Source organism: Serratia oryzae (assembly GCF_001976145.1).
Taxonomy (GTDB): Bacteria; Pseudomonadota; Gammaproteobacteria; order Enterobacterales; family Enterobacteriaceae; genus Chania; species Chania oryzae.
Window position 1 is genome coordinate 217,460 of the sequence record NZ_MOXD01000003.1, and the last position, 25,506, is coordinate 242,965.

Annotated in this window: 23 protein-coding genes and 1 tRNA gene; 14 read left to right on the top strand and 10 right to left on the bottom strand. The window is 53.1% G+C overall.

Annotation, left to right across the window (positions count from 1 at the left end; translation table 11 throughout):
• Positions 1-2: 2 nt before the first annotated feature.
• From citF to citC, 4 genes are read right to left on the bottom strand one after another with little or no spacing between them, the layout of a single operon-like run.
• On the bottom strand, positions 3-1,508 hold the full coding sequence (gene citF / locus BMI79_RS06985) for a citrate lyase subunit alpha (RefSeq protein WP_076941416.1): 1,506 nt from the start codon (positions 1,506-1,508) through the stop codon (positions 3-5).
• Positions 1,508-2,425 carry a citrate (pro-3S)-lyase subunit beta gene (citE, locus tag BMI79_RS06990; RefSeq protein ID WP_076941417.1) on the bottom strand — a complete coding sequence of 306 codons (918 nt, stop codon included), beginning with the start codon at positions 2,423-2,425 and terminating at the stop codon, positions 1,508-1,510. Before citE ends, citF begins: the two co-directional genes overlap by 1 nt.
• Positions 2,409-2,717 (bottom strand): citrate lyase acyl carrier protein, encoded by a 309-nt coding sequence (gene citD, locus BMI79_RS06995; RefSeq protein WP_076941418.1) that lies wholly within the window; start codon positions 2,715-2,717, stop codon positions 2,409-2,411. Before citD ends, citE begins: the two co-directional genes overlap by 17 nt.
• Entirely contained in the window at positions 2,717-3,787 is a 1,071-nt protein-coding gene (citC, locus tag BMI79_RS07000; protein ID WP_076941419.1) for a [citrate (pro-3S)-lyase] ligase, read from the bottom strand. Before citC ends, citD begins: the two co-directional genes overlap by 1 nt.
• Before the next feature lie 321 nt (positions 3,788-4,108).
• On the opposite strand from citC, the gene dpiA reads away from it, so the two are divergent.
• Both dpiA and BMI79_RS07010 read left to right on the top strand, forming a co-directional pair.
• Complete coding sequence (gene dpiA / locus BMI79_RS07005) at positions 4,109-4,795, top strand: two-component response regulator DpiA (protein WP_076941420.1); 687 nt, start codon at positions 4,109-4,111, stop codon at positions 4,793-4,795.
• A gap of 187 nt (positions 4,796-4,982) precedes the next feature.
• Positions 4,983-5,058, top strand: a tRNA-Asn gene (locus BMI79_RS07010).
• Between the two features lie 516 nt (positions 5,059-5,574).
• Here the strand turns inward: BMI79_RS07010 and BMI79_RS07015 are convergent.
• Complete coding sequence (locus BMI79_RS07015) at positions 5,575-5,877, bottom strand: helix-turn-helix domain-containing protein (protein ID WP_076941421.1); 303 nt, start codon at positions 5,875-5,877, stop codon at positions 5,575-5,577.
• A 4-nt stretch (positions 5,878-5,881) separates the two neighbouring features.
• A complete protein-coding gene (locus BMI79_RS07020; RefSeq protein WP_076941422.1) occupies positions 5,882-6,235 on the bottom strand; it encodes a type II toxin-antitoxin system RelE/ParE family toxin in 354 nt (117 codons plus the stop codon).
• Positions 6,236-6,802: 567 nt separating this feature from the next.
• On the opposite strand from BMI79_RS07020, the gene BMI79_RS07025 reads away from it, so the two are divergent.
• The 7 genes from BMI79_RS07025 (at position 6,803) to cybB (ending at position 15,655) form a co-directional block, all read left to right on the top strand.
• Entirely contained in the window at positions 6,803-7,432 is a 630-nt protein-coding gene (locus BMI79_RS07025) for a response regulator transcription factor (protein WP_076941423.1), read from the top strand.
• A 3-nt stretch (positions 7,433-7,435) separates the two neighbouring features.
• Positions 7,436-8,977 carry an MASE1 domain-containing sensor histidine kinase gene (locus tag BMI79_RS07030; RefSeq protein WP_425272346.1) on the top strand — a complete coding sequence of 514 codons (1,542 nt, stop codon included), beginning with the start codon at positions 7,436-7,438 and terminating at the stop codon, positions 8,975-8,977.
• Positions 8,978-9,065: 88 nt separating this feature from the next.
• Positions 9,066-10,355, top strand: a complete 1,290-nt coding sequence (gene uhpC / locus BMI79_RS07035; protein WP_076941424.1) for an MFS transporter family glucose-6-phosphate receptor UhpC — start codon at positions 9,066-9,068, stop codon at positions 10,353-10,355.
• A 93-nt stretch (positions 10,356-10,448) separates the two neighbouring features.
• Positions 10,449-11,480 carry an ABC transporter substrate-binding protein gene (locus BMI79_RS07040; protein ID WP_076941425.1) on the top strand — a complete coding sequence of 344 codons (1,032 nt, stop codon included), beginning with the start codon at positions 10,449-10,451 and terminating at the stop codon, positions 11,478-11,480.
• A gap of 69 nt (positions 11,481-11,549) precedes the next feature.
• Positions 11,550-13,628, top strand: coding sequence for an ABC transporter permease (locus BMI79_RS07045; protein ID WP_076941426.1), 2,079 nt, complete (start codon positions 11,550-11,552; stop codon positions 13,626-13,628).
• Between the two features lie 24 nt (positions 13,629-13,652).
• Positions 13,653-14,711: a ferric ABC transporter ATP-binding protein gene (gene fbpC / locus BMI79_RS07050; RefSeq protein ID WP_076941427.1), complete on the top strand. Its 1,059-nt coding sequence runs from the start codon at positions 13,653-13,655 to the stop codon at positions 14,709-14,711.
• A 395-nt stretch (positions 14,712-15,106) separates the two neighbouring features.
• Positions 15,107-15,655 carry a cytochrome b561 gene (gene cybB, locus BMI79_RS07055; protein ID WP_076941692.1) on the top strand — a complete coding sequence of 183 codons (549 nt, stop codon included), beginning with the start codon at positions 15,107-15,109 and terminating at the stop codon, positions 15,653-15,655.
• A 118-nt stretch (positions 15,656-15,773) separates the two neighbouring features.
• Here cybB and BMI79_RS07060 read toward each other — a convergent pair whose 3' ends face one another.
• Entirely contained in the window at positions 15,774-16,184 is a 411-nt protein-coding gene (locus BMI79_RS07060) for a helix-turn-helix domain-containing protein (protein WP_076941428.1), read from the bottom strand.
• A 71-nt stretch (positions 16,185-16,255) separates the two neighbouring features.
• Here BMI79_RS07060 and BMI79_RS07065 point away from each other — a divergent pair, with 71 nt between their 5' ends.
• From BMI79_RS07065 to BMI79_RS07085, 5 genes are all read left to right on the top strand, one after another.
• Positions 16,256-17,470 (top strand): MFS transporter, encoded by a 1,215-nt coding sequence (locus tag BMI79_RS07065; protein WP_076941429.1) that lies wholly within the window; start codon positions 16,256-16,258, stop codon positions 17,468-17,470.
• 1,078 nt (positions 17,471-18,548) lie between these two features.
• Positions 18,549-19,187, top strand: coding sequence for a DUF1120 domain-containing protein (locus BMI79_RS07070; protein ID WP_076941430.1), 639 nt, complete (start codon positions 18,549-18,551; stop codon positions 19,185-19,187).
• 77 nt (positions 19,188-19,264) lie between these two features.
• A complete protein-coding gene (locus BMI79_RS07075) occupies positions 19,265-19,921 on the top strand; it encodes a DUF1120 domain-containing protein (RefSeq protein WP_076941431.1) in 657 nt (218 codons plus the stop codon).
• A 109-nt stretch (positions 19,922-20,030) separates the two neighbouring features.
• On the top strand, positions 20,031-22,406 hold the full coding sequence (locus BMI79_RS07080) for a fimbria/pilus outer membrane usher protein (RefSeq protein ID WP_076941432.1): 2,376 nt from the start codon (positions 20,031-20,033) through the stop codon (positions 22,404-22,406).
• Positions 22,407-22,483: 77 nt separating this feature from the next.
• Entirely contained in the window at positions 22,484-23,197 is a 714-nt protein-coding gene (locus BMI79_RS07085; protein ID WP_076941433.1) for a fimbria/pilus chaperone family protein, read from the top strand.
• A gap of 67 nt (positions 23,198-23,264) precedes the next feature.
• Here BMI79_RS07085 and BMI79_RS07090 read toward each other — a convergent pair whose 3' ends face one another.
• The 3 genes from BMI79_RS07090 to BMI79_RS07100 form a co-directional block, all read right to left on the bottom strand.
• Positions 23,265-23,708, bottom strand: a complete 444-nt coding sequence (locus tag BMI79_RS07090; protein ID WP_076941434.1) for a YybH family protein — start codon at positions 23,706-23,708, stop codon at positions 23,265-23,267.
• Positions 23,709-23,917: 209 nt separating this feature from the next.
• Positions 23,918-24,568: an ABC-type transport auxiliary lipoprotein family protein gene (locus BMI79_RS07095; protein WP_076941435.1), complete on the bottom strand. Its 651-nt coding sequence runs from the start codon at positions 24,566-24,568 to the stop codon at positions 23,918-23,920.
• Positions 24,565-25,506, bottom strand: a complete 942-nt coding sequence (locus tag BMI79_RS07100) for an MlaD family protein (protein WP_076941436.1) — start codon at positions 25,504-25,506, stop codon at positions 24,565-24,567. The genes BMI79_RS07095 and BMI79_RS07100 overlap by 4 nt, the downstream gene beginning before the upstream one ends.

Below are 25,506 nucleotides of genomic sequence, written 5' to 3' on the forward strand. Positions count from 1 at the left end.
CGTTACTCCGCGACCTGATGCACAACGTCAATCACCGAGCCGTCGCGATAGCGCACTACGGCCACAACGTTGTCTGTAAAGGCAATCGGCTGCGGTTCGCCGGTCAGTAAGCGCGCACGTTCACGCAACCACTGAATGCTGACCACCTCCAATCCGGCCTCGCGCAGCCGCTGCGCCAACTCAGGGCGCGCCGGGTTGACGGCAATACCGTGATCGGTAACCAGAATATCGATGCTGGATCCGGGGGTAACACAGGTGGTGACCTGTTCCACCAGCGTCGGGATGCGCCCGCGTACCAGAGGGGCCACGATGATCGCCAGCCGGGCAGCGGCAGCGGTGTCGCAGTGGCCGCCGGAAGCACCACGGATCACGCCGTCTGAACCGGTCAGCACGTTGACGTTAAAAGCAGTGTCAACTTCCAATGCACTCAGCACCACCACATCTAGGCGATCGACCGACGCCCCTTTGGAACTGAAGTTGGCATACTGATTGGCACTGATTTCAATGTGATGTGGGTTGCGCGCCAGCGACATCGCCGCCGCACGATCAAAGCTCTGCACGTCCAGCAGTTTGCCGATCAGCCCTTTTTCATGCAGCTCCACCATGGTGGAGGTGATCCCGCCAAGCGCAAACCCTGCACGCACGCCGCGAGCGCGCATTTTGTCTTCCAGAAAACGCGTCACCGCCAGCGAAGCGCCGCCGGTGCCGGTTTGCAGCGAAAAACCATTAACAAAGTAACCAGAACCGGCGATCACCTCCGCCGCACGGCGAGCAATCAGCAGTTCGCGCGGATTGGAGGTCATGCGCGTGGCATCGGCACCGATCTTGTCGGCATCCCCTACCCGTTCCAGTTGCACAATCAGATCCACCTGATCCTGCGCCAGGCTGGCCGGATGGTGTGGGTAAAGCACGATCGCCTCGGTCAACAGCACCACATTGCGCGCCGTTGCCGCATCAATCTTGGCATAGCCGAGGGATCCGCAGCAGGCCTCACCGCTGAAGCCGTTAGCATTACCGAACTCATCGCAGGCAGGTACGCCAAGGAAGGCGACATCGATCTGCAACTCACCCGACTCAATCAGATTCACCCGGCCACCGTGCGAATGAATCTGCACCGGCTGTTTCAACAAGCCGCGCGAAATGGCATCCGCCAAGGGCCCGCGCAGGCCGGAGGTATAAATACGGCTCACCACCCCGTGGCGGATATGCTCCACCAGCGGTGCGTGGCAGTCGGTCAACGAACTGGAGGCCAGCGTCAGGTTACGGAACCCCATCGCCGCCAAGGCATCCATCACCTGGTTCAGCGCCAGATCGCCACCGCGGAACGCGTGGTGGAAAGAGATAGTCATGCCGTCCTGCAAGCCGCTGCGACGGATCGCCTCCTGTAGCGAATCACAGCGTTTGATATCACGCGGTTTGCGCGCCAGTTGATTGGCCTTCGAGGCTTCCTGGTAAAACCGCAGGTCGGCATGATTGTTCAAGGTCATCAGGCGTTGTTGACGTTTCATCATGCTTCCTCGCTCTGGTGCGGTTCTTCGCGCAGGCCGGAAAGCGCCACGCGTTGTAATACCAGACGCGCCCGCTCAATAACCGGGCCGTCAACCATCTTGCCGTTCAGCGATACCACGCCGCGCCCCTCTTTTTCTGCCGCTTGCGCGGCCTCGACCACCCGTTGGGCATGTGCCACTTCTTTGGCGGTCGGCGCATACAGGTTGTGCAGCAGCTCAATCTGGCGCGGGTTGATGAGCGATTTGCCATCAAAGCCGAGCTGTTTGATCAATGCCGCCTCCGCTAAGAAACCCGCTTCGTTATTGGCATCGGAATAGACGGTATCGAACGCCTGAATACCGGCAGCGCGGGCGGCCTGCAGCAATGAGCAGCGGGCAAACAGCAGTTCGATCCCCTGCGGCGAGCGTTCGGTGCGCAGGTTGCGCACATAGTCTTCCGCTCCTAATGCGATGCCGATCAGGCGCGGCGAAGCCTGAGCGATCGCCACCGCGTTGGTGATGCCTTGCGCAGACTCGATCGCCGCCAACAGGCCGGTGCTACCCACCGTGCGGCCACAGGCGTGTTCAATCGCGGTAATTTCCCGATCCATATCCACTACGTCCTGCGCGCTATCGGTTTTCGGCAAGCGGACGATATCCGCCCCGCCGCGCACTACCGCCTGCAAATCTGCCAGGCCATAATCCGAATCCAGCGCGTTAACCCGCACGATGGTTTCTACGTCCTGATACAGCGGGTGCTGCAACGCGTGGTAGACCAGGCGGCGCGCCGCGTCTTTTTCGCGCAGGATCACCGAGTCCTCCAAATCGAACATCAAGGCATCGGCCTGATAGATGAAGGCATTGCTGACCATTGCCGCATTGGCACCGGGTACAAACAACATGCTGCGGCGCAGGCGATGTTTATTTAACGTTTTCAAGGCGTTCCTCCCACGGCAGCACGGCGCTTTCACTGGCGCGCATCAGCGCGGTTTCCAGCCGGGCGTGCAGTACGCAATCCAGCGCCCCTTTATCGTCGACAATCACCTGCACCGGCGGCACGCCATAGTGCTCCAGCACCTGTAACAAGGTGCTGCGGATGGCTGCGCCGAACTGTTTTTCCACGCTGCTGGCGATCAGCAAATCGTGCTCCGGCCCTTCTGCGGGTGCGATGCGCACCATGACATCGCTGGACTCCAGCGTGCCAGCCATTGCTTCTCGAACTATTTTCATCATTCACCTGATTGTGCGGACTCAAATTCTTGCGGGGCGGCCTTCACCCGACGTTGCGCCAACAGGCGCTGCAGATAACGCTCCGTGGCTTCTGGCACCAAGGGTTTGATGGCGGCGATCTCTCCGGCGATCAGCAGTTTGCGCACCCAAGAGGCTGAAATCGCCGTGCCCTGGTGCTGCAAGCGCTCGATCTCCACCAGTTCGATAGGCGGGCTTGGCAGCGCTGGCGTTTCCAGCCAATAACGCATGTCGCGGTTATATTTTGCGGTCACGTCGCAAAAGGGTTCGTTACCGACAAATCGTTGGGTAATCCCTAGCGCGGGTGCCAGATATTGACGGAAAATCTTCAGATCGATTTCGGTGTAACAGTCGTCGGCAATTCCCTGATCTTTAATGAAGTAACAAGGGAAAGTGGCACGGGAGATAATGTATTGAGAGCCTTCATGTACCGTCAGATTGGCAATGCCCGTAGTGCCCTGCAGCACCAGTTCACGACGATCTTGATAGGGGAAACGCGAGGTATCTTCCTTCACCAGAAACAGGTGCAGCCAATCGCATCGGGCAGCCGCCTGTTGCACCAGATACTGATGCCCACGGGTGAACGGGTTGGCATTCATCACAATGCTGCCAATCTTTTTCCCAGGGCGGCGCTGGCTGGCGAGTTGTGTAGCGTAACGCTTCAGGCGGCAAGGGCTGTTTTCCATCAGCACCACAATCCCCGGCACGTTAGCGATGGGATAAAAACCACATTGGCGAAACAGCGGCTCATTCTGCACTTTGGTATAAATAAACAGCTGAGTGTGATGGCGTTCATAGGCCAGGTTTACCAGCTCAGTGGCCAGCGACAGTGCCAGACCTTCACCGCGCATCTGTGAACTGATAGCAACGCACTTGATAATATTTCCAGCGATACCGCCGCAGGCAACTAATTTATCCCCCTGCGTCACGGTAATAAAAACCTCGACTGTCGTATCAATATTCAGATCGTTACTTCGTAAGAAGGCGTTAATAGCCGAGATATTTTTGTGATCTGATCTTTTTACTCGATTAAATACGGTATCGCCCAACATGTTAGTCTCTCTAAGACAACTTACCAATAACAATTAAAATACAAAAAACCCATTTTATTAACATTAATCGAAAAATACAAAACCATATAAAACATAAAGTTAAATTTAAAATGTCAACAGACGCGTATTTGATGGCATTATGCTAAACAGAAAGATAGCCCTGATTATTGACCTATTTCACACTCTCCATTCAGTTAATAATTTATTTAATGGTTTTTATTTACTTAATTATTTTTATCGTGTTTATTAACCCGCAGGGTTTAATTAAATACTCATCTGGATTACAGTTAATTCACATAATAATCCGTAGCGGTGAATAAAATGGAATGGATTAATATCCTGATTGTTGAAGATGAAACGCCACTGGCAGAAATGCATGCGGAATTTATCAAACAGAATGGCGGCTGCCGGCAAATTTGGCTGGCAGGCACGCTGGCACAGGCACGCATGATGACGGAGCGTTTCAAGCCAGACCTGATCCTGCTGGATAACTTTCTGCCCGACGGCCAGGGTATCGAACTGCTGCACGAACTGACGCTCAGCGGCTATGGCGGTGGGATTGTTTTCATCACCGCGGCCAGCGATATGGACACCGTCGCCGAAGCTCTGCGTTACGGCGTGTTCGATTATCTGATCAAACCCTTAGCCTATGATCGGCTGGCGCAGACCCTGCAACGCTACAGTCAACGGCGTCAGGCGCTGAAGGATAAAGCCCGGGTTAACCAGCGGCGCATTGACGAGATGTTCAACACTTATGCGCGCGGCGGTGAACAAGCCGCCCTGCCCGCCGGTATTGATGAGTTAACGCTGATCAAGATACGCGCGCTGTTCGAAGACCCCGAGATCCGCCATACGGCAGAAAGCGTGGCGCAGCAAATTGGCCTGAGCCGCACCACCGCACGGCGCTACCTGGAGTTTTTCGCCGCCAATAACCGCCTGGTTGCCGAGATCATTTATGGCAAGGTCGGCCGCCCACAGCGAATTTACCGTTCTGCCGGCAGCGGCTGACGGCAGGCAAAATGCCTACCGATAACGCCAACGCTCCAGATTGGCGGCGTGCAAAACGTGCGGCGATCGGCTAAATCTGCTAAAACCTCAACACGTTGCGTATTCTGTAAGCAAACGGTCGCAGAATGTGTAATACGCCTTTGACTTCCCTCGGCCCCCCCGTTATGATTCTGCTCGTTCACACGATTCCTCTGTAGTTCAGTCGGTAGAACGGCGGACTGTTAATCCGTATGTCACTGGTTCGAGTCCAGTCAGAGGAGCCATATTCTATTCCAGTGATGTCTTTCGATGTCGATGGATGCAGTAAAATCAACAAGTTATACGTAAATGGGGTTACACTGAATTCCGCATTATTATATGACTGCCAGAATTTTTGGGGGCTTTATTAAAGGCCTGTTTGGTTCGGTAAACATCGAAGTCCCCAAATGTCACTTAGCGAAATAGCAATCCGAAAAACATTCCCCTAAAATAAGCCTTTCAAGCTGGCCCATAGCGTCTGTCTCTTCTTTTTGGTTCAACCCAACGGTACAAAATTCTGGCATCTCAAATACCACCATAACGGTAAAAAAGAAAACTCGCCGGTGGTACTTTATATGAGCGCTCAGGTAAAAACTCAGTTACCCATAACGCGAAGCCGCGCTATGAGCGAGCCCCAGCAGAGAAATGGTCGGCTGATCATGCCGCACGCGTTCTCGCCGGTCTGGAAAATCCTCTTTTCCGGCGGCGGGCCATCTGCTTGTCATAACGAGACTGGCGTTTTGCTCCGGGAACGCCAGTGTTTACAGTGAAAATCCGTAGTGAGAACCATCCGGTAGTTCAACGTCAAGGCGCAGTTTACCACCAACTGCCTCAACGTAGCGTTTAAGGGTGGAAAGCTTCAAATCGCGGCCCGGTTTCTCCATTCCTGCAACGGTAGGTTGTCTGATGCCCAGCGCCTGCGCCATTTCGACCTGCGTTTTCTGTACTTTCTCACGCAACTCGGCAAGGTGAATGTTAAGCAGGATGTCCGTCGCCATCGCCTGAGCCTCGGCCACGACTTCAGGTTTTTCATCCGCAATAAGCTGTTCCAGTGTTCTTCCCATCGCGTTACTCCTTCTTTTTTAGTGTGTTCAGCCAGTTCGTGAATTCCCAGTCAGCAACCGGGAGCATCTCATCGTAAAAACGTTTTTCATTGCCCACCTTATTTCCGGCACAAAGCACAATGCCGGTACGGGTAGGGTCAAAAGCGAAAAACACCCGCATCGGATCGCCCCGGTTTTGTATGCGCAACTCTTTCATGTTGCTGTAGCAGGAACCTTTGATCGTATCGGCATACGGTCTGGACAATCCCGGCCCCTTTTCCCGCAGCACCATCATCGCAGCAAGCACACTGGCCCGGTTGGTATCGTCAAGTGAAGTAAACCAGTGATCAAACGTATCCGTTGTTTTAATCGACCACACAAGACCTCCTTATCAATATAGGTTAAGTGCTATATAGGTGCAATGCTATAATTATCATGATGGCGCGTTGGTGAAAGGAATGCACCGACATAAGCAAGAAAGCGGAAGAGATGTTCCCGTTTCTCACTGTATGTGAGCAGAAGTTGCTGGCGTGCAGCGAACAGAGTCGCAAAACAGTCAGCACTGATGTGAAATTCAAACCTTAACCGCAATGTGAGAGGGCTGTTTTCAAAGGCTTTGCCTATCAAGAGAGAGCATCAGAACATATCGGGTGCCTCTTTCAGGCCATGAAACGTGGGCGTTGTTGATGACAACATGGTGCAGGTGAAAGTTTACTGCGCCACAAAGTAGGCAAAGCAATGTGAGGAGATGCCCAATCATCACCAAATACGTTTTTTATTTGGCTCTCTTTTAGGACCACAGACGCGAGGCACCTCTGGGTTTCACCTGAACTTTCCCCCATTTCAAAGCCGAACTGTTAACTCTCTTCCATTTTACAGCGCGGGGGTTGCCCCCAGGATTTTTCCTGCGCATGATGCGGCAAACAACATAATTTGTTACAGGCTTATGATTAACGTAGCTCTGATCGATGACCACGTGGTGGTGCGTTCCGGATTTGTCCAATTACTGTCGCTAGAGAGCGATATTCGCATTATCGGGCAGTTCGACTCGGCGGCTGAGGCGTGGCCGCATCTGCTACACGATCCGATCGACGTGGCGGTGCTGGACATTGCCATGCCAAACGAAAGTGGCTTGAGTCTGTTACAGCGCTTGCGCCAACAGCGCCCGACGTTCCGCGCCATTATTCTCAGCATTTATGACACCAATGCTTTTGTGCAGAGCGCTATCGATGCCGGGGCTGGCGGCTATCTCACCAAGCGCTGTGGGCCGCATGAGCTAGTGCAGGCGGTGCGCACCGTCAGCCATGGCGGGTTCTATCTGTGCGCCGATGCGCTGCGCGCCCTGCGCCACACGCCGCAACCACCGAAAGAACTGCAGGCGCTCACGCCACGGGAAAAAGAAATCTTCGATTTACTGGTCAACGGCATGAGCGTTAAAACCATTGCTCAGCAGTTAACCTTGAGCCACAAAACAGTGCAGGTACACCGCGCTAATATCCTCGGTAAACTACAGTGCAGCACAACCGTTGAGTTAGTGCACTTCGCCCTGCAGCATCAGTTGCTTACCGGGGGTTAACCGGTGCCGCTGATCCTGCGCCGCCTGGCGCTTTCCTTGTTCCTGGTGCTGTTTTTCTCTCTCAGTTGGCTGGCACTGTGGACCATCAGTTTGCATCTCACGCAAAACAGCCAGCAAGCCACGCTGCTTTTGCCCCAGGGGCTGCGGCTAGCGTTGTTAATCCTGCTGCCGCGCCGCTATTGGCCAGCGCTGTTGCTGGCAGAAGGGGCAATACTGCTGTGGCTGAATAACCAGCAGTTGTTGAATGCCCCCCTGATGCTGATTTTGCCATGCTTAAGCCTGCTGCCCGCCTGGTGTACTCAACGGCTTTGGTATCGTTATCACCACTACTGGCAACGGTTGTCGCTACTGCTGGCCGCTATCAGTGCTAACGCTTTACTGTATGGGCTGCTGGCTGGCCCTTGGATAACCGCCCCGATCAGCCAGACACTGCTGACCTGTTTTACCGGTGGTGTACTGCTGGTGCCTTTTCTTTATCTGATTCATACCTATCTGAAACAGCAACTGGTTGCCACCATGCCAGCCCCTCATCCCCTCACTCCGCAGATTCGCACCTCGCTGTTACTGTGGTGTTCGCTGTTTTTCACGATTGGCATTTGCGTGCAGGTAGCCATCGCGCCAGAAATGGAGCGTCTGCTACTGATTTTCATCTTCCTGCCTAATGTGCTTATGGCCTACCTGTTCGGTTGGCAAGGCGGCGTCCTGGCAGCCCTGTTTGGCAGCATACTGATTACCCTCACCCGCCAAGCGGGTGGCGCTTTTCAGGATTCGCGTGAACTGGAGCTGTTCCTTTCCACCCAGGCGCTATTGGGGATTGGCTTGGGGATCGCCATCAGCCGCCAGCAGCAGTTGGCGCAAAAGCTACAGCGCTATCGCCAGCAGTTGGAACGGGAACTGGCAGCCAAACGGCATCTGATGGAGCGGCTCGTCGCAACCGAGGAAGAAACACGCAAGGGCATCGCCCGCGAATTGCATGATGAGATCGGCCAGAATATTACCGCCATACAGATTCAGGCGATGCTGGTGAACCGCAGCGCCACCGCGCCGGCCACCCGCCTGGCCGCTGAACAGATCGATGCGCTTTCTCAGCGTATCCACCACACCACCCGCACGCTGTTACGGCAATTACGTCCGCCGGTCTTGGAGGAGATGGCGTTCGACAAAGCGCTAAGCCATCTGGCCAATGAGTTTGCCTTTGCCGAACAAGGGATTGATTTTCACCTCGATTATCAATTACCCGTCCCCCCGAGCGATAAAACGCTGGTATCCACTCTCTATCGCGTGGCACAGGAGTCGCTCAATAACATCAGCAAACACGCCTGTGCCAGCCATGTCCGCCTGCGCCTGACCCAAAACGATCGGATGATCACCCTTGAGATCCGCGATAACGGCCAGGGTATGCCACCACAAGCCAGCAGTGGGTTTGGCCTGCTCGGAATTGAAGAACGGGTACACGCTCTCGGTGGGGATTGGCAACTTCAGCGCCGCAACGGCACCCGCGTAATTGTTAACTTCCCCACAAAATTGAACGAAACCCCGTCCTGACTAGGAATAAGTCTTAGGCCTCTAAAACCTTATCTCATCCCTTTCTGTTATTCACTCTTTACACTGCGTTCATTGTCCAGAGGAACCCATGACATCGGCCACGTTAACTGCAGAACAAATCAGTGCCCGCTATCGCTACTGGCGGCCACGCCTGATGTTTTCGATGATCGTCGGTTATGGCGCGTTTTACCTGACACGCAAAAGCGTCAGCTACGCCATGCCGGTGATGCAGCTTGAGCTGAATCTGGACAAAGGCGATATCGGCCTGTTGGGCACGCTGTTTTATCTGGCTTACGGTGGCTCGAAGTTTGTTTCCGGCATTGTCAGCGATCGCAGCCAGGTGCGTTGGTTTATGGGCGTGGGGCTGTTCATCACCGGGTTACTGAACATTCTGTTCGCCTTTTGTCATTCACTGACGGCGTTGTTGCTGGTGTGGACCTTGAACGGTTTCTTTCAAGGTTGGGGGTGGCCACCCTGTGCCAAATTGCTCACCAGTTGGTACTCACGTAACGAACGCGGGTTCTGGTGGGGAACCTGGAATACCTCGATCAGCCTGGGCGGTGCTGCGGTGCCGCTGCTGTCTGGCTTTATGGCCTCGCACTACGGCTGGCAATCGGCCCTGCTGCTGCCGGGTGTGATCGGCATGCTGATTGGCTTATGGCTGTGCTGGCAACTGTGTGGCAAACCGCAGCAACAAGGATTACCGAGCGTTGGCAGTTGGCGGCGCGATCCGCTGGAGCTTTGGCAAGAGCAAAGAAGCCCGCCAATGCCGATGCGGCAGATGCTGTATGACACCATTTTACGTAACCCGACCATCTGGTTGCTCGGTGTCTCTTACATCTTGGTGTACTTGATACGTATTGCGCTGAATGACTGGGGCAATATCTGGCTGGCAGAAAGCCATGGTGTGAACCTGATGAAGGCTAACGCCACCCTGTCGCTGTTTGAACTGGGTGGGTTATTTGGCGCTCTGTTTGCCGGTTGGGGTTCGGACCTGCTGTTTCGCGGCCTGCGAGCGCCGATGATCCTGCTGTTCTCTTGCGGATTGTTTCTGGCGATGACCGCCTTATGGCTGGCCCCGTTACACCACTACGGGTTGCTTTCAGTCTGTTTTTTCAGCCTTGGCTTCTTTGTGTTCGGGCCACAGATGCTGATTGGTTTGGCGGCTACGGAGCACTGCCATAAAAACGCAGCAGGCACAGTGACCGGTTTTCTCGGCTTGTTTGCCTATCTGGGCGCGGCGTTGGCCGGTTGGCCGCTCGCTCAGGTGTTACAACACTACGGCTGGTACGGCTTTTTTGCCGTGTTGGCGCTGGCCGCCACCTGCGTTGGCTTGCTGTTAATGCCGATGCTGATGGCCGGGCAAATGCGGCAATAACGGCCAAAAAGAGAGGCTCGTGAATTTATCCCACTCACGGGGAAGGAAACCAATAAGTTCGTTTTACCCTACAACAACAAAAAGGACAGCATGATGAAATTAACACCTTTGAACACCCTCTTGGCTACGACTCTGGCACTGGCTACGCTGGCAGGAAGCGCACAGGCCAAGGGGCGACTGGTGATCTATTGCAGCGCCACCAACGCCATGTGTGAAGAAGAAGCCAAAGCCTTCGGGGAAAAATACGACGTCAAAACCAGCTTTATCCGCAATGGTTCCGGCAGCACGCTGGCCAAGCTGGAAGCGGAGAAAAAGAATCCACAGGCCGATGTCTGGTATGGCGGCACGCTGGATCCCCAATCGCAAGCGGGTGAAATGGACCTGCTCGAGGCTTACGCCTCACCTAATCTGGCACAAATCATGCCGCAGTTCCGCGATCCGGCCAAACGCAAAGGCAACTACTCTTCTGCGGTCTATATCGGCATCCTCGGCTTTGGCGTCAACAACGATCGCCTGAAAGAAAAGAATCTGCCGGTGCCCAAATGCTGGAAAGATTTGACCAACCCGATCTACAAAGGGGAGATCCAGATCGCCGATCCGCAAAGCTCCGGTACCGCTTACACCGCGCTGGCCACCTTTACTCAGCTATGGGGCGAAGAGGCGGCCTTTGAATACCTGAAGCAGCTTAACAAAAATATCTCTCAGTACACCAAATCCGGTATCGCTCCGGCTCGCAACGCCGCACGCGGTGAAATCGCCATCGGCATTGGCTTCCTGCATGACTATTCGCTAGAACAGGAAAAAGGGGCTCCGTTGACGCTGGTTTCCCCTTGCGAAGGCTCCGGCTATGAAATTGGCGGTATCAGCATTATCAAGAATGCCCGCAATATGGAAAACGCCAAGCTGTTCGTTGACTGGGCGCTATCTAAAGAAGCCCAAGAGCTGTCTTGGAAGAAAGGCCAGTCTTACCAGATTCTGACCAACACCACGGCTGAAACCTCCCCCAACTCGCTGAAACTGGATCAGTTGAAACTGATCGATTACGACATGGATACCTACGGTGCCTCCGATATGCGTAAAAAGCTGATTTCCAAGTGGGTGAGCGACGTGAAGATGGGCAACTAACCCAGTGCTACCCAGATCGGGCGTGTTTATCTCCACGCCCGTCCCATTTAGTTAATTCCGGGGAATATCATGTCTGAAGCCATTACCCTGCGCGCCGCGCAGGGGCGGGATCCTATTTTCTACTGGCTGCTGCTGGCGCTGGCTGGCTTTGCCTTGCTGCCCTCATACAGCCTGGACTACGGGCTACTGGGAGCCTCTCGTGAAGAGCTGCTGGCCGCCTATGGATGGTCGCACAGCGGTGTGGCGCTGGTGTGGTTTGCCGCACCGCTGCTGCTGTTTTTGCGCCCGGCACTGGCCGCTGGCCGCGAACGACGTACCCGACACCTGTTTGACGCCGGTTACGCGCTGGCCTGCGCGGGGCTGGTGTTTATCACTGCCACCTTAACCGATACCGGTATGGGATTCGCAACCCTGCCCCTCCTGCTGGCGCTGGGCGCGGTGATCACCTTGGCACTTTCCAGGCTGGAATGGCTAGGGGGTGATCGCTTCGTGCTGGGATCATTGGTGGCGGTGATTGCGCTCATCACCCTGTTTATCATTTACCCCAGCATCGCCATTTTTATTCCGATGTTCACCGATGATGCCGGTGCCTTCGCCCCGTTAGGATTTATGCAGGTTCTTGGGCAAGCGCATATTTTGCAGGTGATCTGGAACTCTTTCCTGCTTTCTGCCGCCGTTGGAATAGGTTGCACCTTCTTCGGTATGGTGCTGGCGATTTATACCACGCGCATTGCCCGCCGTTCAGCGCTGATTGGCCGCGTCTTTTCGATCCTGCCTATCGTCACGCCGCCCTTTGTCGTCGGGTTGGGCGTTACCCTGATGATGGGGCGCTCCGGCTACATTACCGAGTTTATGGTGACCTGGTTCGGGCTGACCAATACCAACTGGCTGTATGGTTTTACCGGTATCTGGCTGGCACAGGTGCTGGCCTTTACCCCGATGTCATTTATGATCCTCGACGGTGCCATCAAGACCATCCACCCTTCACTGGAGGAAGCGTCCTACACGCTGCGCGCCAACCGTTTTCAGACCTTCACGCAGGTCTTCCTGCCACTGTTGAAACCAGCGCTGGCTAACTCGTTCCTGATCGTTATCGTCCAGTCGTTGGCCGACTTCAGCAACCCGTTAGTGTTGGGCGGCAACTTCGACGTACTGGCAACGCAGATCTACTTCTATATCACCGGCGCACAGTTGGATTATCAGGCCGCCAGTACCTTAGGGGTGATCTTACTGCTGTTCTCATTGCTGGTGTTCTGTGTGCAGTACATGTGGATCGGTAAACGCTCCTACGTGACCATTTCCGGCAAATCAAACCATGGTGATGTGCAGCCGCTGCCAACGCTGCTGGTGTGGGGCGTTTCATTGATGCTGTACGTGTGGATCGCCTTTAACCTGTTGCTGTACGGCAGCATTTTTTACGGCAGCTTCACCGTCAACTGGGGGGTGGATTACACCCTGACGCTGGACAACTTCAGCAAGCTGTTCGGCCAAGGATTCAGCGATGGCGCATGGCCTTCTCTGCTGGATACCTTGTTGTATGCCGGGATTGCCGCTCCGATTACTGCCATCTTCGGCCTGCTGATTGCCTACATCGTGGTGCGCCAGCAGTTCAGCGGTAAAAAGGTCATCGAGTTCAGCACCATGCTGTGCTTCGCGGTGCCGGGCACCGTCGCTGGGGTGTCCTACATTCTGGCGTTCAATAGTGCGCCGGTTTACCTGACGGGTACCGCAGCGATCGTGATTATCTCCATGGTGATGCGCAACGTGCCGGTAGGGATCCGTGCGGGTATCGCCGGTTTGGGGCAGTTGGACAAATCGCTGGATGAAGCTTCGCTCAGCCTGCGCGCCGGTTCACTGCGCACCGTGCTGTATATCCTGCTGCCGCTGTTGCGCCCGGCGATCCTCTCGGCGTTGGTTTACAGCTTCGTGCGTGCCATGACCACCGTCAGCGCCATTATTTTCCTGGTTACGCCGGATACGCGCGTCGCCACCTCCTACATCCTTAACCGGGTTGAGGACGGTGAATATGGCGTGGCAATTGCCTATGGTTCGATTCTGATCGTCGTGATGCTGGCGATTATTTTCCTGTTTGATGCCCTGGTTGGGGAAGCGCGGGTGGCGCGTTCCAAAGCCCGGAATGCGGCCTGAGCGCGGCGCATAAGGATGAACAACATGTCTGACAATCAAGATAAAAAACCCTTTGTTGAACTGAGAAACGTCGCCAAACACTTTGGCAACAACACCGTGATTGGCGATTTGAGTCTGGCGATTCCACGCGGTGAAATGGTGACACTGCTTGGCCCTTCCGGCTGTGGCAAAACCACGGTATTACGCCTGGTTGCCGGGTTGGAAAAGCCCAGCAGCGGGCAGATCTTTATCGATGGCGAAGACGTGACCGAACGCTCTATCCAGCAGCGTGATATTTGTATGGTCTTCCAGTCCTACGCGCTGTTCCCACATATGTCGCTGGGGGATAACATCGGTTACGGCTTGAAGATGCTCGGCCGGCCCAAGGCTGAGATCCGCGATCGGGTGCGTGAAGCACTCATGCTGGTCGATCTGGAAGGTTTTGAAGAACGCTATGTCGATCAGATCTCCGGCGGCCAGCAGCAGCGCGTTGCCCTGGCGCGAGCGCTGATCCTGAAACCCAAAGTCCTGCTGTTCGATGAGCCTTTGAGTAACCTTGATGCGAACCTGCGCCGTAGCATGCGCGAGAAAATCCGTGAGTTGCAGCAACAGTTCCATATCACCTCACTGTATGTCACGCACGATCAAAGCGAAGCCTTTGCCGTTTCAGACAGCGTGCTGGTGATGAACAAAGGGGAAATCATGCAGCTCGGGGCACCGCAAACGTTGTACCGCTACCCGGCATCGCGCTTTATGGCAAGTTTTATGGGTGATGCCAACATCTTCCCGGCCAAGGTCACCAGCAGCGGCGTTGAGATCTTCGGCTATCAGGTGCCACGCCCGCACGGTTTTGCCTCTGGATTGCAGCAATGTACGGTTGGCGTGCGTCCCGAGGCGATCACGCTCAGCCAACACGGCGAACCCAGCCAACGCTGCACCATCAGCAAAGTGGCCTATATGGGGCCGCAATACGAAGTGCTGGTGAATTGGCACGATCAGTCGCTGCTGTTACAGGTTAACGCCACCCAATTGCAACCGGAACCGGGAGACAGTTATTACCTGCAAATCCATCCATTCGGCATGTTCATGTTAGCTGACGAGTAACCTCCACTGCCCCCGTTGGATAACGCGGGGGCTTCGGCACGCTGAATTCCGTTATCGTCAAGACTGACCTGCCCCTTGGGGCGCGGCACGCGCAGAAACAAATTCGTAAGAGCCGATGGCAACCTGTTTCCGAGTGAGCACCCTATAGAAACACTCATGATAATCATTATTACTTTCATCGGTAATATCATATTCCCCACGCGTTTTTTCAGAAAGTCATAGCAGCATATTAATAATTATAAATCCCAAGCTGCTTAAGAACTCCTTAAGAAGACAGAGTTAGACTCACAGAACTGAAATTACAAATAAGGGTTACAGGAAGTCATACAGTTCCCCTTAATGTTAACCTAATCTAAATAGTGTAAATTTGGCTACCACACATCAGAGAGGTCATGATGAATCAGAAATTCTCACCTAGTCAGATTTTATTTCACTGGCTTATTTTTATTCTTATCGTACTGACTTATGCAACCATGGAGTTAAAAGGGGTAGCGCCGAAAGGGAGTGATGCAAGAGAATGGATAAAAACGCTCCATTATACTTTGGGTGTCAGCGTTATGATATTGATGCTGGTTCGAATACTCCTGAAGGTTACACACAAAAACCCTGATATTATCCCGACGCCTCCGCGTTGGCAAATAACGCTATCAAAGGCTGTACACGGCATTCTCTACCTTATGTTTATCAGCCTTCCCCTCCTCGGGGGCCTGTCTCTTTACTATGGCAATGTCGAGTGGTCGTTTTTCTCTTACACCATGCCTGTAAGCTATGAACAGAATAGAAATCTACAGCATACGTTAAAAGAAATTCATGAGTTTATTGCCAGTGCAGGTTATTTTATTATAGGGTTCCACTCTTTAGCTGCCATATTTCATCATTACGTTATGCGTGATAATACGTTGATGAGGATGTTGCCGTGGAAAAATAATGATAGTGGCTGTTAGGAAATATAGACATAAAAACGTCTGATTGAACAGAGTCTGTCTGAGTTGCCCGGCGGATACAGATATCAGTACTTAAATGTCTCGACTAGCTAATAGCGTTATGCCTTTTCCCATATTTCTATTTCACTTTACTCTTTTTGCGATGACTTGCCGTCGCAAGTAAGCGCTGGAATGTCGGGCACTCGAGATGTGAGGGTGCCGGGCAATCGGCAACATGCCGCAACGCGTTTTTCAACACCGTAAGATTGCAGATCTGGCGTTCCAACTCATCCGCTCTGACATGCAGGCTCCCACGCGGCAGATCCGGCAATCCATCCTTGCCAAACATGCTGGCAATTTCAACCAGCGAAAAACCGGCAGACTTACCGAGGGCAATCAAGGAAAGCCGCAACAGGACGTCTGTCTTGAACTGCCGCCGCAGGCCGTTCCGCCCGACAGAAGCGATCAGGCCGATCTCTTCGTAATAGCGCAGTGTCGAAGGCGATACGCCAGATTGCTGCGCCACCTCGCCGATATCCAGGATTTTCATGCTTGACCTCAAGTTGACTTGAACTTGTACGATGCATTAACACGCAAATTCATGCAAGAGGAAAACAGTTCATGAAACAAGACCCCGTTCCTGCTCCAACATCCGTCTGGCGAGATCAGCGGGCCATCGCTCTTTTGCTGGCGGCGAGCCTGACCGTTATGGCGAATGCAACGATCAGCCCTGCGCTGGCAGGGCTCGAGGCCGCCTTTTCAGACGCCCCCCATGCGGAAATACTGACACGCCTTCTGGTGCCCGCCCCCTCTCTTAGCGTGGTGCTCTGCGCCCCATTGGCAGGCATGTTCGCCGATCGCTTTGGGCGACGCAGAATGCTCTTGATCGGCGTTATTCTGTTCATCATCACCGGCAGCGCCGGCCTCTACCTGCCGAGCCTGCCAGCGATTTTTGCCAGTCGCCTGGCCCTGGGGGTCGCCGTGGCACTCATCATGACAGCGGGAACCGCCCTGATTGGCGACTACTTCACCGGCAACCAACGCAGTGACCTAGTGGGGCTACAGGTGTCGGCACGCAATTTCGGTGGTTTTCTGTTTATCTCACTGGCCGGGTACATGGCGGCGATCTCACCACGGTTGCCATTCGCCATCTACGGCTTGGCAGCCTTTTTCCTGCCGCTGATGTGGGTGGCGATTAGCGAACCCGTCAGATCGGCACCGCGTACCAAAATGCAGGGAAACAAGGGGCACCGGGCCTGGAAATGGCTCATTCTTACCCTGGCCCTTTTGCAAATGCTGACCAATATGCTCTTCTTCGTCATACCGACACAGCTCCCGTTTTTCTTCAAGGTACAAGGCTATAACAGCGCCGTGATGACCGGTTCAGCCTTGGGGGCGTTGATGTTGACAGGCGGTTGCACGGCTTTGCTCTATGCGCGAATGAAGCGCACGATCGGCTTCTACGGCAATTACAGCCTGGGCTATACCATGCTGGCCCTGGGATTTATGCTCATCGGCTGTGGAGTGAAACCCTGGATAATCTTTGCGGGTGCCGCCGCTATCGGCGCAGGTTACGCCATGGTCTCGCCGAATTTCGTCGCCATTGCGCTCAACCTGGCCCCAGAACGGCATCGGGGCCTGGTAGGAGGCATGTTAACCACCTCAATCTTTCTTGGCCAGTTCCTTTCCCCTTGGCTCAGCACCCCAGCGATTGCTGCTTTCGGCTATAGCGAAACATTTTATGGTATCTCACTGCTTCTCGGGGTGCTGGCTTTGGCAACAGCGCTCGTCGGTGGGAGGGAATTAATACGTCGCCTTCTGCCTGCCACGGGGTGATAGACGCTTTTTGTTGTGGGCTAAAATCAGGGCATCCGCAAGATGTCCTCAGACTGCTGACAAAGCCAGCTGCTTGCGGCACAAATCTGCCTGATACTGCGACCTCCCCCCTCTCCGCAACGAGCATTCGCGCTTGCCTTGAGCTTTTGCTCAACGGTAAGGGACAAAACGCCGCCATCTCAAGCGATGGAGTTACTCAGTATTTTTTTAAAATCAGAATGATAGAAGAAATATTCTTGCTGATTTTGCATTATTTGATCTCAATCAATTTTTCCAAGCCGAAACCTGGTTAAGTTGCAGCCGAAAATCCTTTCACTGACCGCTAACCCCGTATTTTTATCCATACCTTTACTAGGGTTATGCGTTTTTTTTCTATAAAAATCGTTTTTTAGTCATTTTTTACACCATATATTTTCTGACAAAAAATAACCTATCTCATTGTTTTCAAAAAAAACCCTCCTGTTACACATTCAAATAAAGCATCACGTGAAACAAAAAAATATCTCCTCAGCGATAAGAAAAGCTTTTATAGTCGCCGCATCAAAAGAACAGCGTATTTATTCAATGTGAGCAATATGAGCATGACGGCGTTTATATTCTTTCAACAGAAAGAATGTATACCTGCTAACCGTTTTAGTCAGTTACTCTATAACCAAGTTAGAAATCATCAGAAGCAAGAGATTACTATACTCTACATAATTTGAGTTGCATGTAGACGGCAAGCCCGAGTCGCCAGAGGCATAGATCACTATGTGGCTGGTGCGAGAGGGCGTAGCCAACACTCAGGCAACTTGAAGTATGACGAGTATAGTATACAGCTATGGGAACCCTAACTGAGATTAATTGACCTCTACGGAAAGATTAAAAAACTCAACGATTCACAGAATAACCTCACTGACTCTAATACATAACCCGCTCGCCTCGCGCGGTTAAAATTTTTAATGGGAAAACCCATTAATAACAAGAATTGATGGAATGTATGCCGTCAATTTTTATTAACGGTTTTATATTGCCAATATTAACAAGCAAATAAAACCAAACACGTTGTTATTAACATCATGATATGGATTTTTGTTTTATGAAAAAGCACGTAATTACCGCAACTGCATTATCAACCCTGCTGCTGACCATGGCAAACGCTCACGCTAACGCCCCAACTGCAGAGCTGAAAGTTATCGGTGAACTGACCGTTCCAACCTGTACTGTGGCAGGCCCTGATGATGGCATCTATGACTTTGGCAAACTGTCTGCCACCATGATCAAGCCGGCGGCAACTACCGCGCTGACTCCGATGACCAAAACCTGGACGGTTACTTGCGATGCAGAAACCTACCTGAACTTTGCACCGGTAGATAACCGTGCGGCCTCATCCAGCGCGGTAGCTGCCACCAACTTTGGCATGGGGATGGTTAACAGTACCGGGAAAATCGGTTACTACACCGCACAAATGCAAAATGCCACCGTAGATGGCGTGGCTTCCAGCCTGTTTACTTCTGCCTCAGCCACCTTTACCCCGGCAGCTACGGCAAACATCACTACCGGTCAGCGTTCCGGTTGGGCTACAGCAACAGCCAACACCCAAAAAAGCGGTAAGATCTTCGTTACTGACATCACCGTTAGCCCAGTACTGGCAAGCTCTGCCACTATGAACGGCCCGATTACTGATGACACCACTATCGACGGTTCGATGACGCTGAACTTTGCCTACGGCATCTAATCCAGACAGAGTTGCCCGCCCATGGCGGGCAACGACCTGAACTATCAGCACTCAATTGACTTGGATTTTATTTTGTTATGAAAAAACACCTTATTGCCCTCGCCATGCTGCCATCTGTCATGCTGACAGTGGCGAATGCTCAGGCTGCAGAAACTACGGCAGAACTCAAGGTTCAAGGGAGTATTGATATTCCCACCTGCACCGTTGCCGCACCTGATAACGGCGTTTATGACCTGGGTAAACTGTCTTCTTCCCTGGTGTCAGCCAGTGCCACAACGTCGTTGGCATCAATGACCAAAACCTGGAGTGTGACCTGCGACTCACAGACCTATCTCAGCATCACTTCAACTGATAACCGGGCAGCAACGGCCAGCCAAACTGCGCCAAACCTCACCAACTTTGGGTTGGGTTATATCAACGGAACGGGCAAGATCGGTTATTATACCGTTTCAATGCGTAATGGCTTTGTTGACGGCGTCGCTAGATCGATATATTACGGCGCAAAAGGTTCTTCAACATTAACCGCTGCGCCAGCAGGTATCGGTTATTTCCTTGGTTCCACTAACCGTTATGGCTGGTCCGATACTAATGCTGTTCCTGTCGCCGGGCGAGTATTTACCGCCGATATGCGTATTATCCCGGTATTAGCCAGCACGGCTACCATGAACGGCCCGGTAACGGATAGTTCCATGATTGACGGCTCAATGACGATAAACTTTTCCTTCGCCATTTAATCATCGGTTTACGAATTAATTTTTCGGGCACAGCATTCTGTGCCCGCTATTTATTCCCCATCTTATTTTATCACTTTATCTGACGGTAATGGTTTACTGGAGCACCAGAATGACAACGTTGCGTGTCTCGTTTTATTCGTTAATATCAGCATGTCTATTATTGCCCGCTATTAGTAAAGCTGCGAATGAAAAGAGCCCGGAATTTGATCTTAAAACATTAGCCGCTCTCGGCTATACGGCCGATGTTGCCGAATTCTTTGGTAAAGAAGCCCGTTTCCTTCCCGGCGTTAATACCGTCAATATTCAGATCAATGCAGCTCGCTCCTATACCGTCGATGCGCGTTTTAACGCTGACGGACAACTTTGCGTTGATAATGCGCTGTTGGTTGCCCTGAAACTTCGCCAGCCCAAGCTCGCCTCAGAATGTGAAGAACTGAGCACACTATGGCCTACTGCTCTGGTCAGAACCTACCCTGGGCAGTTCCGTCTGGAGTTGATGCTGCCCGAAGAAGCTTTTGATCCTGAACAGGGCGATTTTCAGTACGGTGGGCACGCTCTGCTGCTCAACTATAACCTGTTCGGTCAGCAAATTTCTGGTAACAACGCCGACCTGCGCTTTTTCCAGGGGCTATTTGAGCCTGGCGTCAACCTCAGTAACTGGGTAGTGCGCAACCGCAGCAGCGTCTCCAGCGGCCTGGGCAATAGCCGTTACACCTCCGAGGAAACCTCAGCCTTACGTGCTGTGGAATCGCTCAAATCAGTATTGCAACTCGGTCAGTTCGGCAGCAATAGTGACTCCTTCTCTGGTCTGCCACTATTCGGCGCACAACTCTATTCCGACAGCGCACAGTTCAGTGCATCACAATTGATTGTGCCGATTAAAGGCGTCGCAAATACCAACGCCACCGTCGAAATCCGCCAGCGTGGACGCACCATTTACCGTACCGTCGTCGCTCCAGGGCCGTTCTCGCTGAGTAACATCAGCAACTTTTCCAATGGCATCCCGGCAGACGTCGAGATCATCGAAGAAGATGGCCGCAGGCAGCGTTTCTCTGTAACCAATGCGTTGGACATCAATGCCTATCAGGAAGCCAGCAGCTACCAACTGGGGCTCGGGCGTTATCGCAACCCTAACGCGACGGCAGATATGCCCGCGGATGCCCCACTTTTGCTTACGGGTGAACTGGCTTTCAGCCCCGCCAGCCGCCAGCGGGCGACAACCGGTGGGTTGCTGTCGTCTGAATACCAAAACCTGGTGATGAAAAGCAGCTACGCTGGAACGGAACGCGGCTGGGTGGGTGGCGGGGTCGGCTATGCCCGGGGTAAAGACAACCGGCAAGGTTATCAGTTGGATCTGCAGGCTCAAGCCCATTTGGGGGTAAATGTCTCTACCTCCCTGTCCACACTTTACCGTTCAGAGGATTATCTGACCGCGGATGACGCACTCAGTGGCTTCGCCTATCGTCAGGATCCTGCCGCCCAGTCATTGCGTAATGCCACCAGTGCTGCCATTACCTGGGCACATCCACGCTGGGGGGCGTTCTCCTATGTGGCTTCGCATAATCAGTATTATCGCAATGGCGACAGTGATATTGCCCATACGCTATCCAGCAGCCAGCGTTGGGGCAATGCGACTTTGAGCCTCAGTTTGCAATCCTCCGCTTTCGGCCAGTCGGCGTATGCCAGCCTGTCGTTGCCACTGGGCCAGGGGACACTGAACAGTCGGATACAGCAAGTGGATAATACCCTGTCTATGGGCTCCACCTATCAAGGCCGCTGGGGGGAAAACCGTGGCTATTCGGTGGGTGTAACAGGTTCAGAAAATCAGCAACGCGTCAGCGGTAGTGCTAACTTGCGTACGCCTTACGCTCAATTAGCCACCGGGGTATCACAGTCGTCTAACCAGAGCCGCTCCGTTTCGCTGTCAGCCAGTGGTGCCATGGCCTACGCCAACGGCAACGTGGCGACATCGCCACAAGCGATAGGAGATACGTTTGCGATTGTCGACATTCCCAAGCAGGGCAATCTGCGCGTGCAGGCTCCTGGCAGCGGTGCGACCCTGACCAATCGCTCCGGCAAGGCCATTCTGCCTGCGCTGCAACCTTATACGACAGCAACCGCGCAGATTGATACCAAAACATTGCCACTGAATATCAGGCTGAACAGCACGACCGCCGATTTTGCACTGGCGCGCGGTTCGGTTGCCAGCAAGAGCTTTACGGTAACCGAAACCCGCCAGTTGCTGCTGACCATCCGCGATACCACGGGGACTGCGCTCCCCGTTGGCGCAACGGTATTGAACGGCAACGGCAAATTTATGGGCACCGTGATCGGCGATGGGAACGTGATGCTGACCAATGACGATATCGGCCAACCGTTGCGCGTCAAAGCAATGAATCAGAGTGAATGCCTGGTCGATTATCAAGCACCAACCCAGTTCGACGCCAACGCGTTATACGAAGTCTCTGAAGCGATTTGTCGCTAATTATTCACGTCCCTGTTTTTCTTATTATCAGGGATTACACTTAAAACGAGTTTTGTTTACACATCGTGAGGTTTACTATGTCTATAACGAGCAGAAAAAATGCACACCCTCCGCTCCTGTTATCCATCCTGCTCGGGCTGGGACTGTTGGTTTCACTGCTGATGGTTACTCCTGCACAAGCTTCATTCAAGCTGGAAAGCACCGGCATTATCCTCAATGAAAGCGAAGGCCGAGTCAGCTTCAACATTCAGAATACCTCTTCAGCGCCATTGTTACTGGTGACCAAGCTGATTGATCTGGATGGCGGTAACCTCAGCAAACAGATCCTGATTTCGCCGCCGATCACCCGTATCGATGCCGATCAAAGCCAGCAAGTCAATTTTGTGCTGAAAAAAGGGGCGCCACTGACCCATGAGGTGCTGTTGAAAGCCTCGTTTGAGGGGGTCAGCCAGGCGGTAGATAACAGCGCCAAAATGCCTATCCGCCAGGATATCGGATTTATCGTGCAGCCGAGTTCTGTTGCTCAGACCAAAACCCCTTGGGAAGACCTGAAGTTCAGTGTTGAAGGGCAACAACTGGTGATAACCAACCCAGGCAAGCATGTTATCCGCTTAGCGCCACAGCTCACCTTATTGCCTGGGAATAAGATCGTTCCACTGGAGAATTACTATCTGCTGGCAGGCGAGACCAAACGGCTTGCCATTAGCGGCAACCCGACCTCGATCATTCTCACGCCGTTGAGCCGCTATGGTTTTAAACTACCCGAGGTTACACTGCCGGTCAGTAAGTAGCTTATACGTCTGAATTTGTACATCAGCCAATGCACCCAGCCAAGGTGCATTGGCATTTTGGCCAATCTTAATTAGGTAGTTTGTTATAAGGGCTATCTATCAAATAAACCCATTTACCCTGCGCGTTTTTACGAAATACCTCACTGGCAAACCACTCTTCGTGCACCTTTCCATTAATGTCGATCAGCTGCCAGCGGCCGCTTCTTAAAATGATATCGCCATTCTGTACGGTAGTGGATGAATCAGGAACGCTCCGGACACGCCTATTTTTATCCGCCAGTATCTCGCGAAATCCTTCTTTGACCTCAGTTCGTCCTTTAGCCAGAGAACCGTCCTGCTTAACCAGAATGCCTTCTTCATCAAAAAACTGTGCGATACCTTCTACATCCCGTGCCGCCATGGCTTGGCCAAAACCGCTACGAGTGCTATTCAGCTCTTCTACGGCATGGGCACTCCCCATGACTGTAAACAAGAGCATAACAATGACTTTTTTGTAGCCGACTGTAAGCATGGTGCATACCTCATAATGGGGAAATCGAAGCCGTTAAGGTAACACCTTGTTAGATATATAAAAATAACGAATAGAGGTTAAATAGTAGGCGTAGGTTCTCGTTACCCTCATAACCACCTGCTTATCGGCTTGATAAAAACCACGCCTTAGGCATAAAAAAGCCCGATAAACATCTACCGGGCATTTTATTCGAACCGCTTTATAAACCGTTATCTTACAGGAAAGTTTACCGTCTGCTGGTGCGTCCAACTCAGCATCTGGGCCGCCAGTTTATCGCTGGCCAGGCCGAATGCCTGCACGACCTGATCCATCGATCTGCCATTTATCGCCTGCCGTACTGCAAAACTGCGGCTGGTAATCACCCGACGATCGGAGGTGCGTACCAAACGCGCGTCAAAACGGATCACCACTTCTCCGCTATCACCACTGTATACCGCTTGGTATGACAACAGCTCGCCGTTCAGTTCTATACTGGCCTGCACATTATCTTCATCACTGCTCACCGAAAGGAAGCGGCCATCGGCACGGAATTCCTGAATCAAGCGATTACGCAGCAATAGCGGGGTCGGATCGCTCCAGCGTGAACCAGAGAAAGAGGTGATCTCCGGCCCCTGCGGCTGAACGGCAATCCGCGTACTATTCAGGAACTGGTTAGTGGTCGGCTGGACGATACGCAACGATTGACCAGACGCCTGCCCGCTGCCAGAACCGGCCACAGGCTGCGCAGGCAACAGATAAACCTGCAACACCGGGCTTTCCGGCAAAATAGTGCAGGCCGCCAGCGGCATAAACAGTATCAGGGCTAGCAGCCGTAAAACGTTACGGCGGTAGCGGGCATAGATCAGGCTGAAGTCAATCATTGTGGTGTAAACTCCTTGGTACGTTCACGGCCTCTGAGCAAGGCTGACGGGTTTTCTTCCAGGCGATTCATGGCACTGCGCAATGCCACCAGCGTTCTGCGCAATTCATCAACCGCCGGGCCGAGATCGTTGAACCCTTGCATCCCATTACTCAGCGAGCTTTGATTTTCACTGATTAGCTTATTCAGCAGAGCGCTGGTTTGTTCCAACGATGCCATGGTTTTAGCCGCGTTACTGACCAGCAGCTTGCCCTGCCCGTCGAGCAGACCGTTGGCATTGCGCACCAGACGATTGGTTTGCGCCAGCGTATCATTACCTTGTTTGGTGAGCAGCGCCAACTGCCGTATTACCGTACGGATATCCTCACTCTCCCCAGCCACGGTGCCGGTGATCTTCTCCAGATTATCCAGCGTGCTGGCCAAACGCTGCTGATTATCCGGCGTCAGCACCTGATTGAGGCGTATCAGTACCTCATTGATGTTGGTGACCAAGTCTTCACCATTGGTGAGCAACTGGCTCAATGGTGATGGCGTGGCGATAATCACCGGAATTTCCCCATCCCGACCTTCCAGCAACGGGCTGGCCTCGCTGCCGCTGCTCAGTTGAATATTGGAAGTACCGGTGATGCCGGCAACGGCCAGCCGGGCCTGCGTATCCTGGCGGATCGGTGCCGAGGCAGCCACGCGGATGCGTGCCCAGACTTTACTCGGCACGTCTTTATCCAACCGCAGTTGCACCACTTCCCCCACGCGGATCCCGCTGTAATTCACCGAACTGCCCTGTGAAAGACCGCTGACGGCTTCATTGAACACCACATCGTACAGTTTGAACTGACGATCGCTGCCAGCCTTGGTCAACCACAGGCTGAACAACAGCACGGCGCTGAAGATAATGAGAGTAAACAGACCAATGAGTACATGGTGAGCACGGGTTTCCAT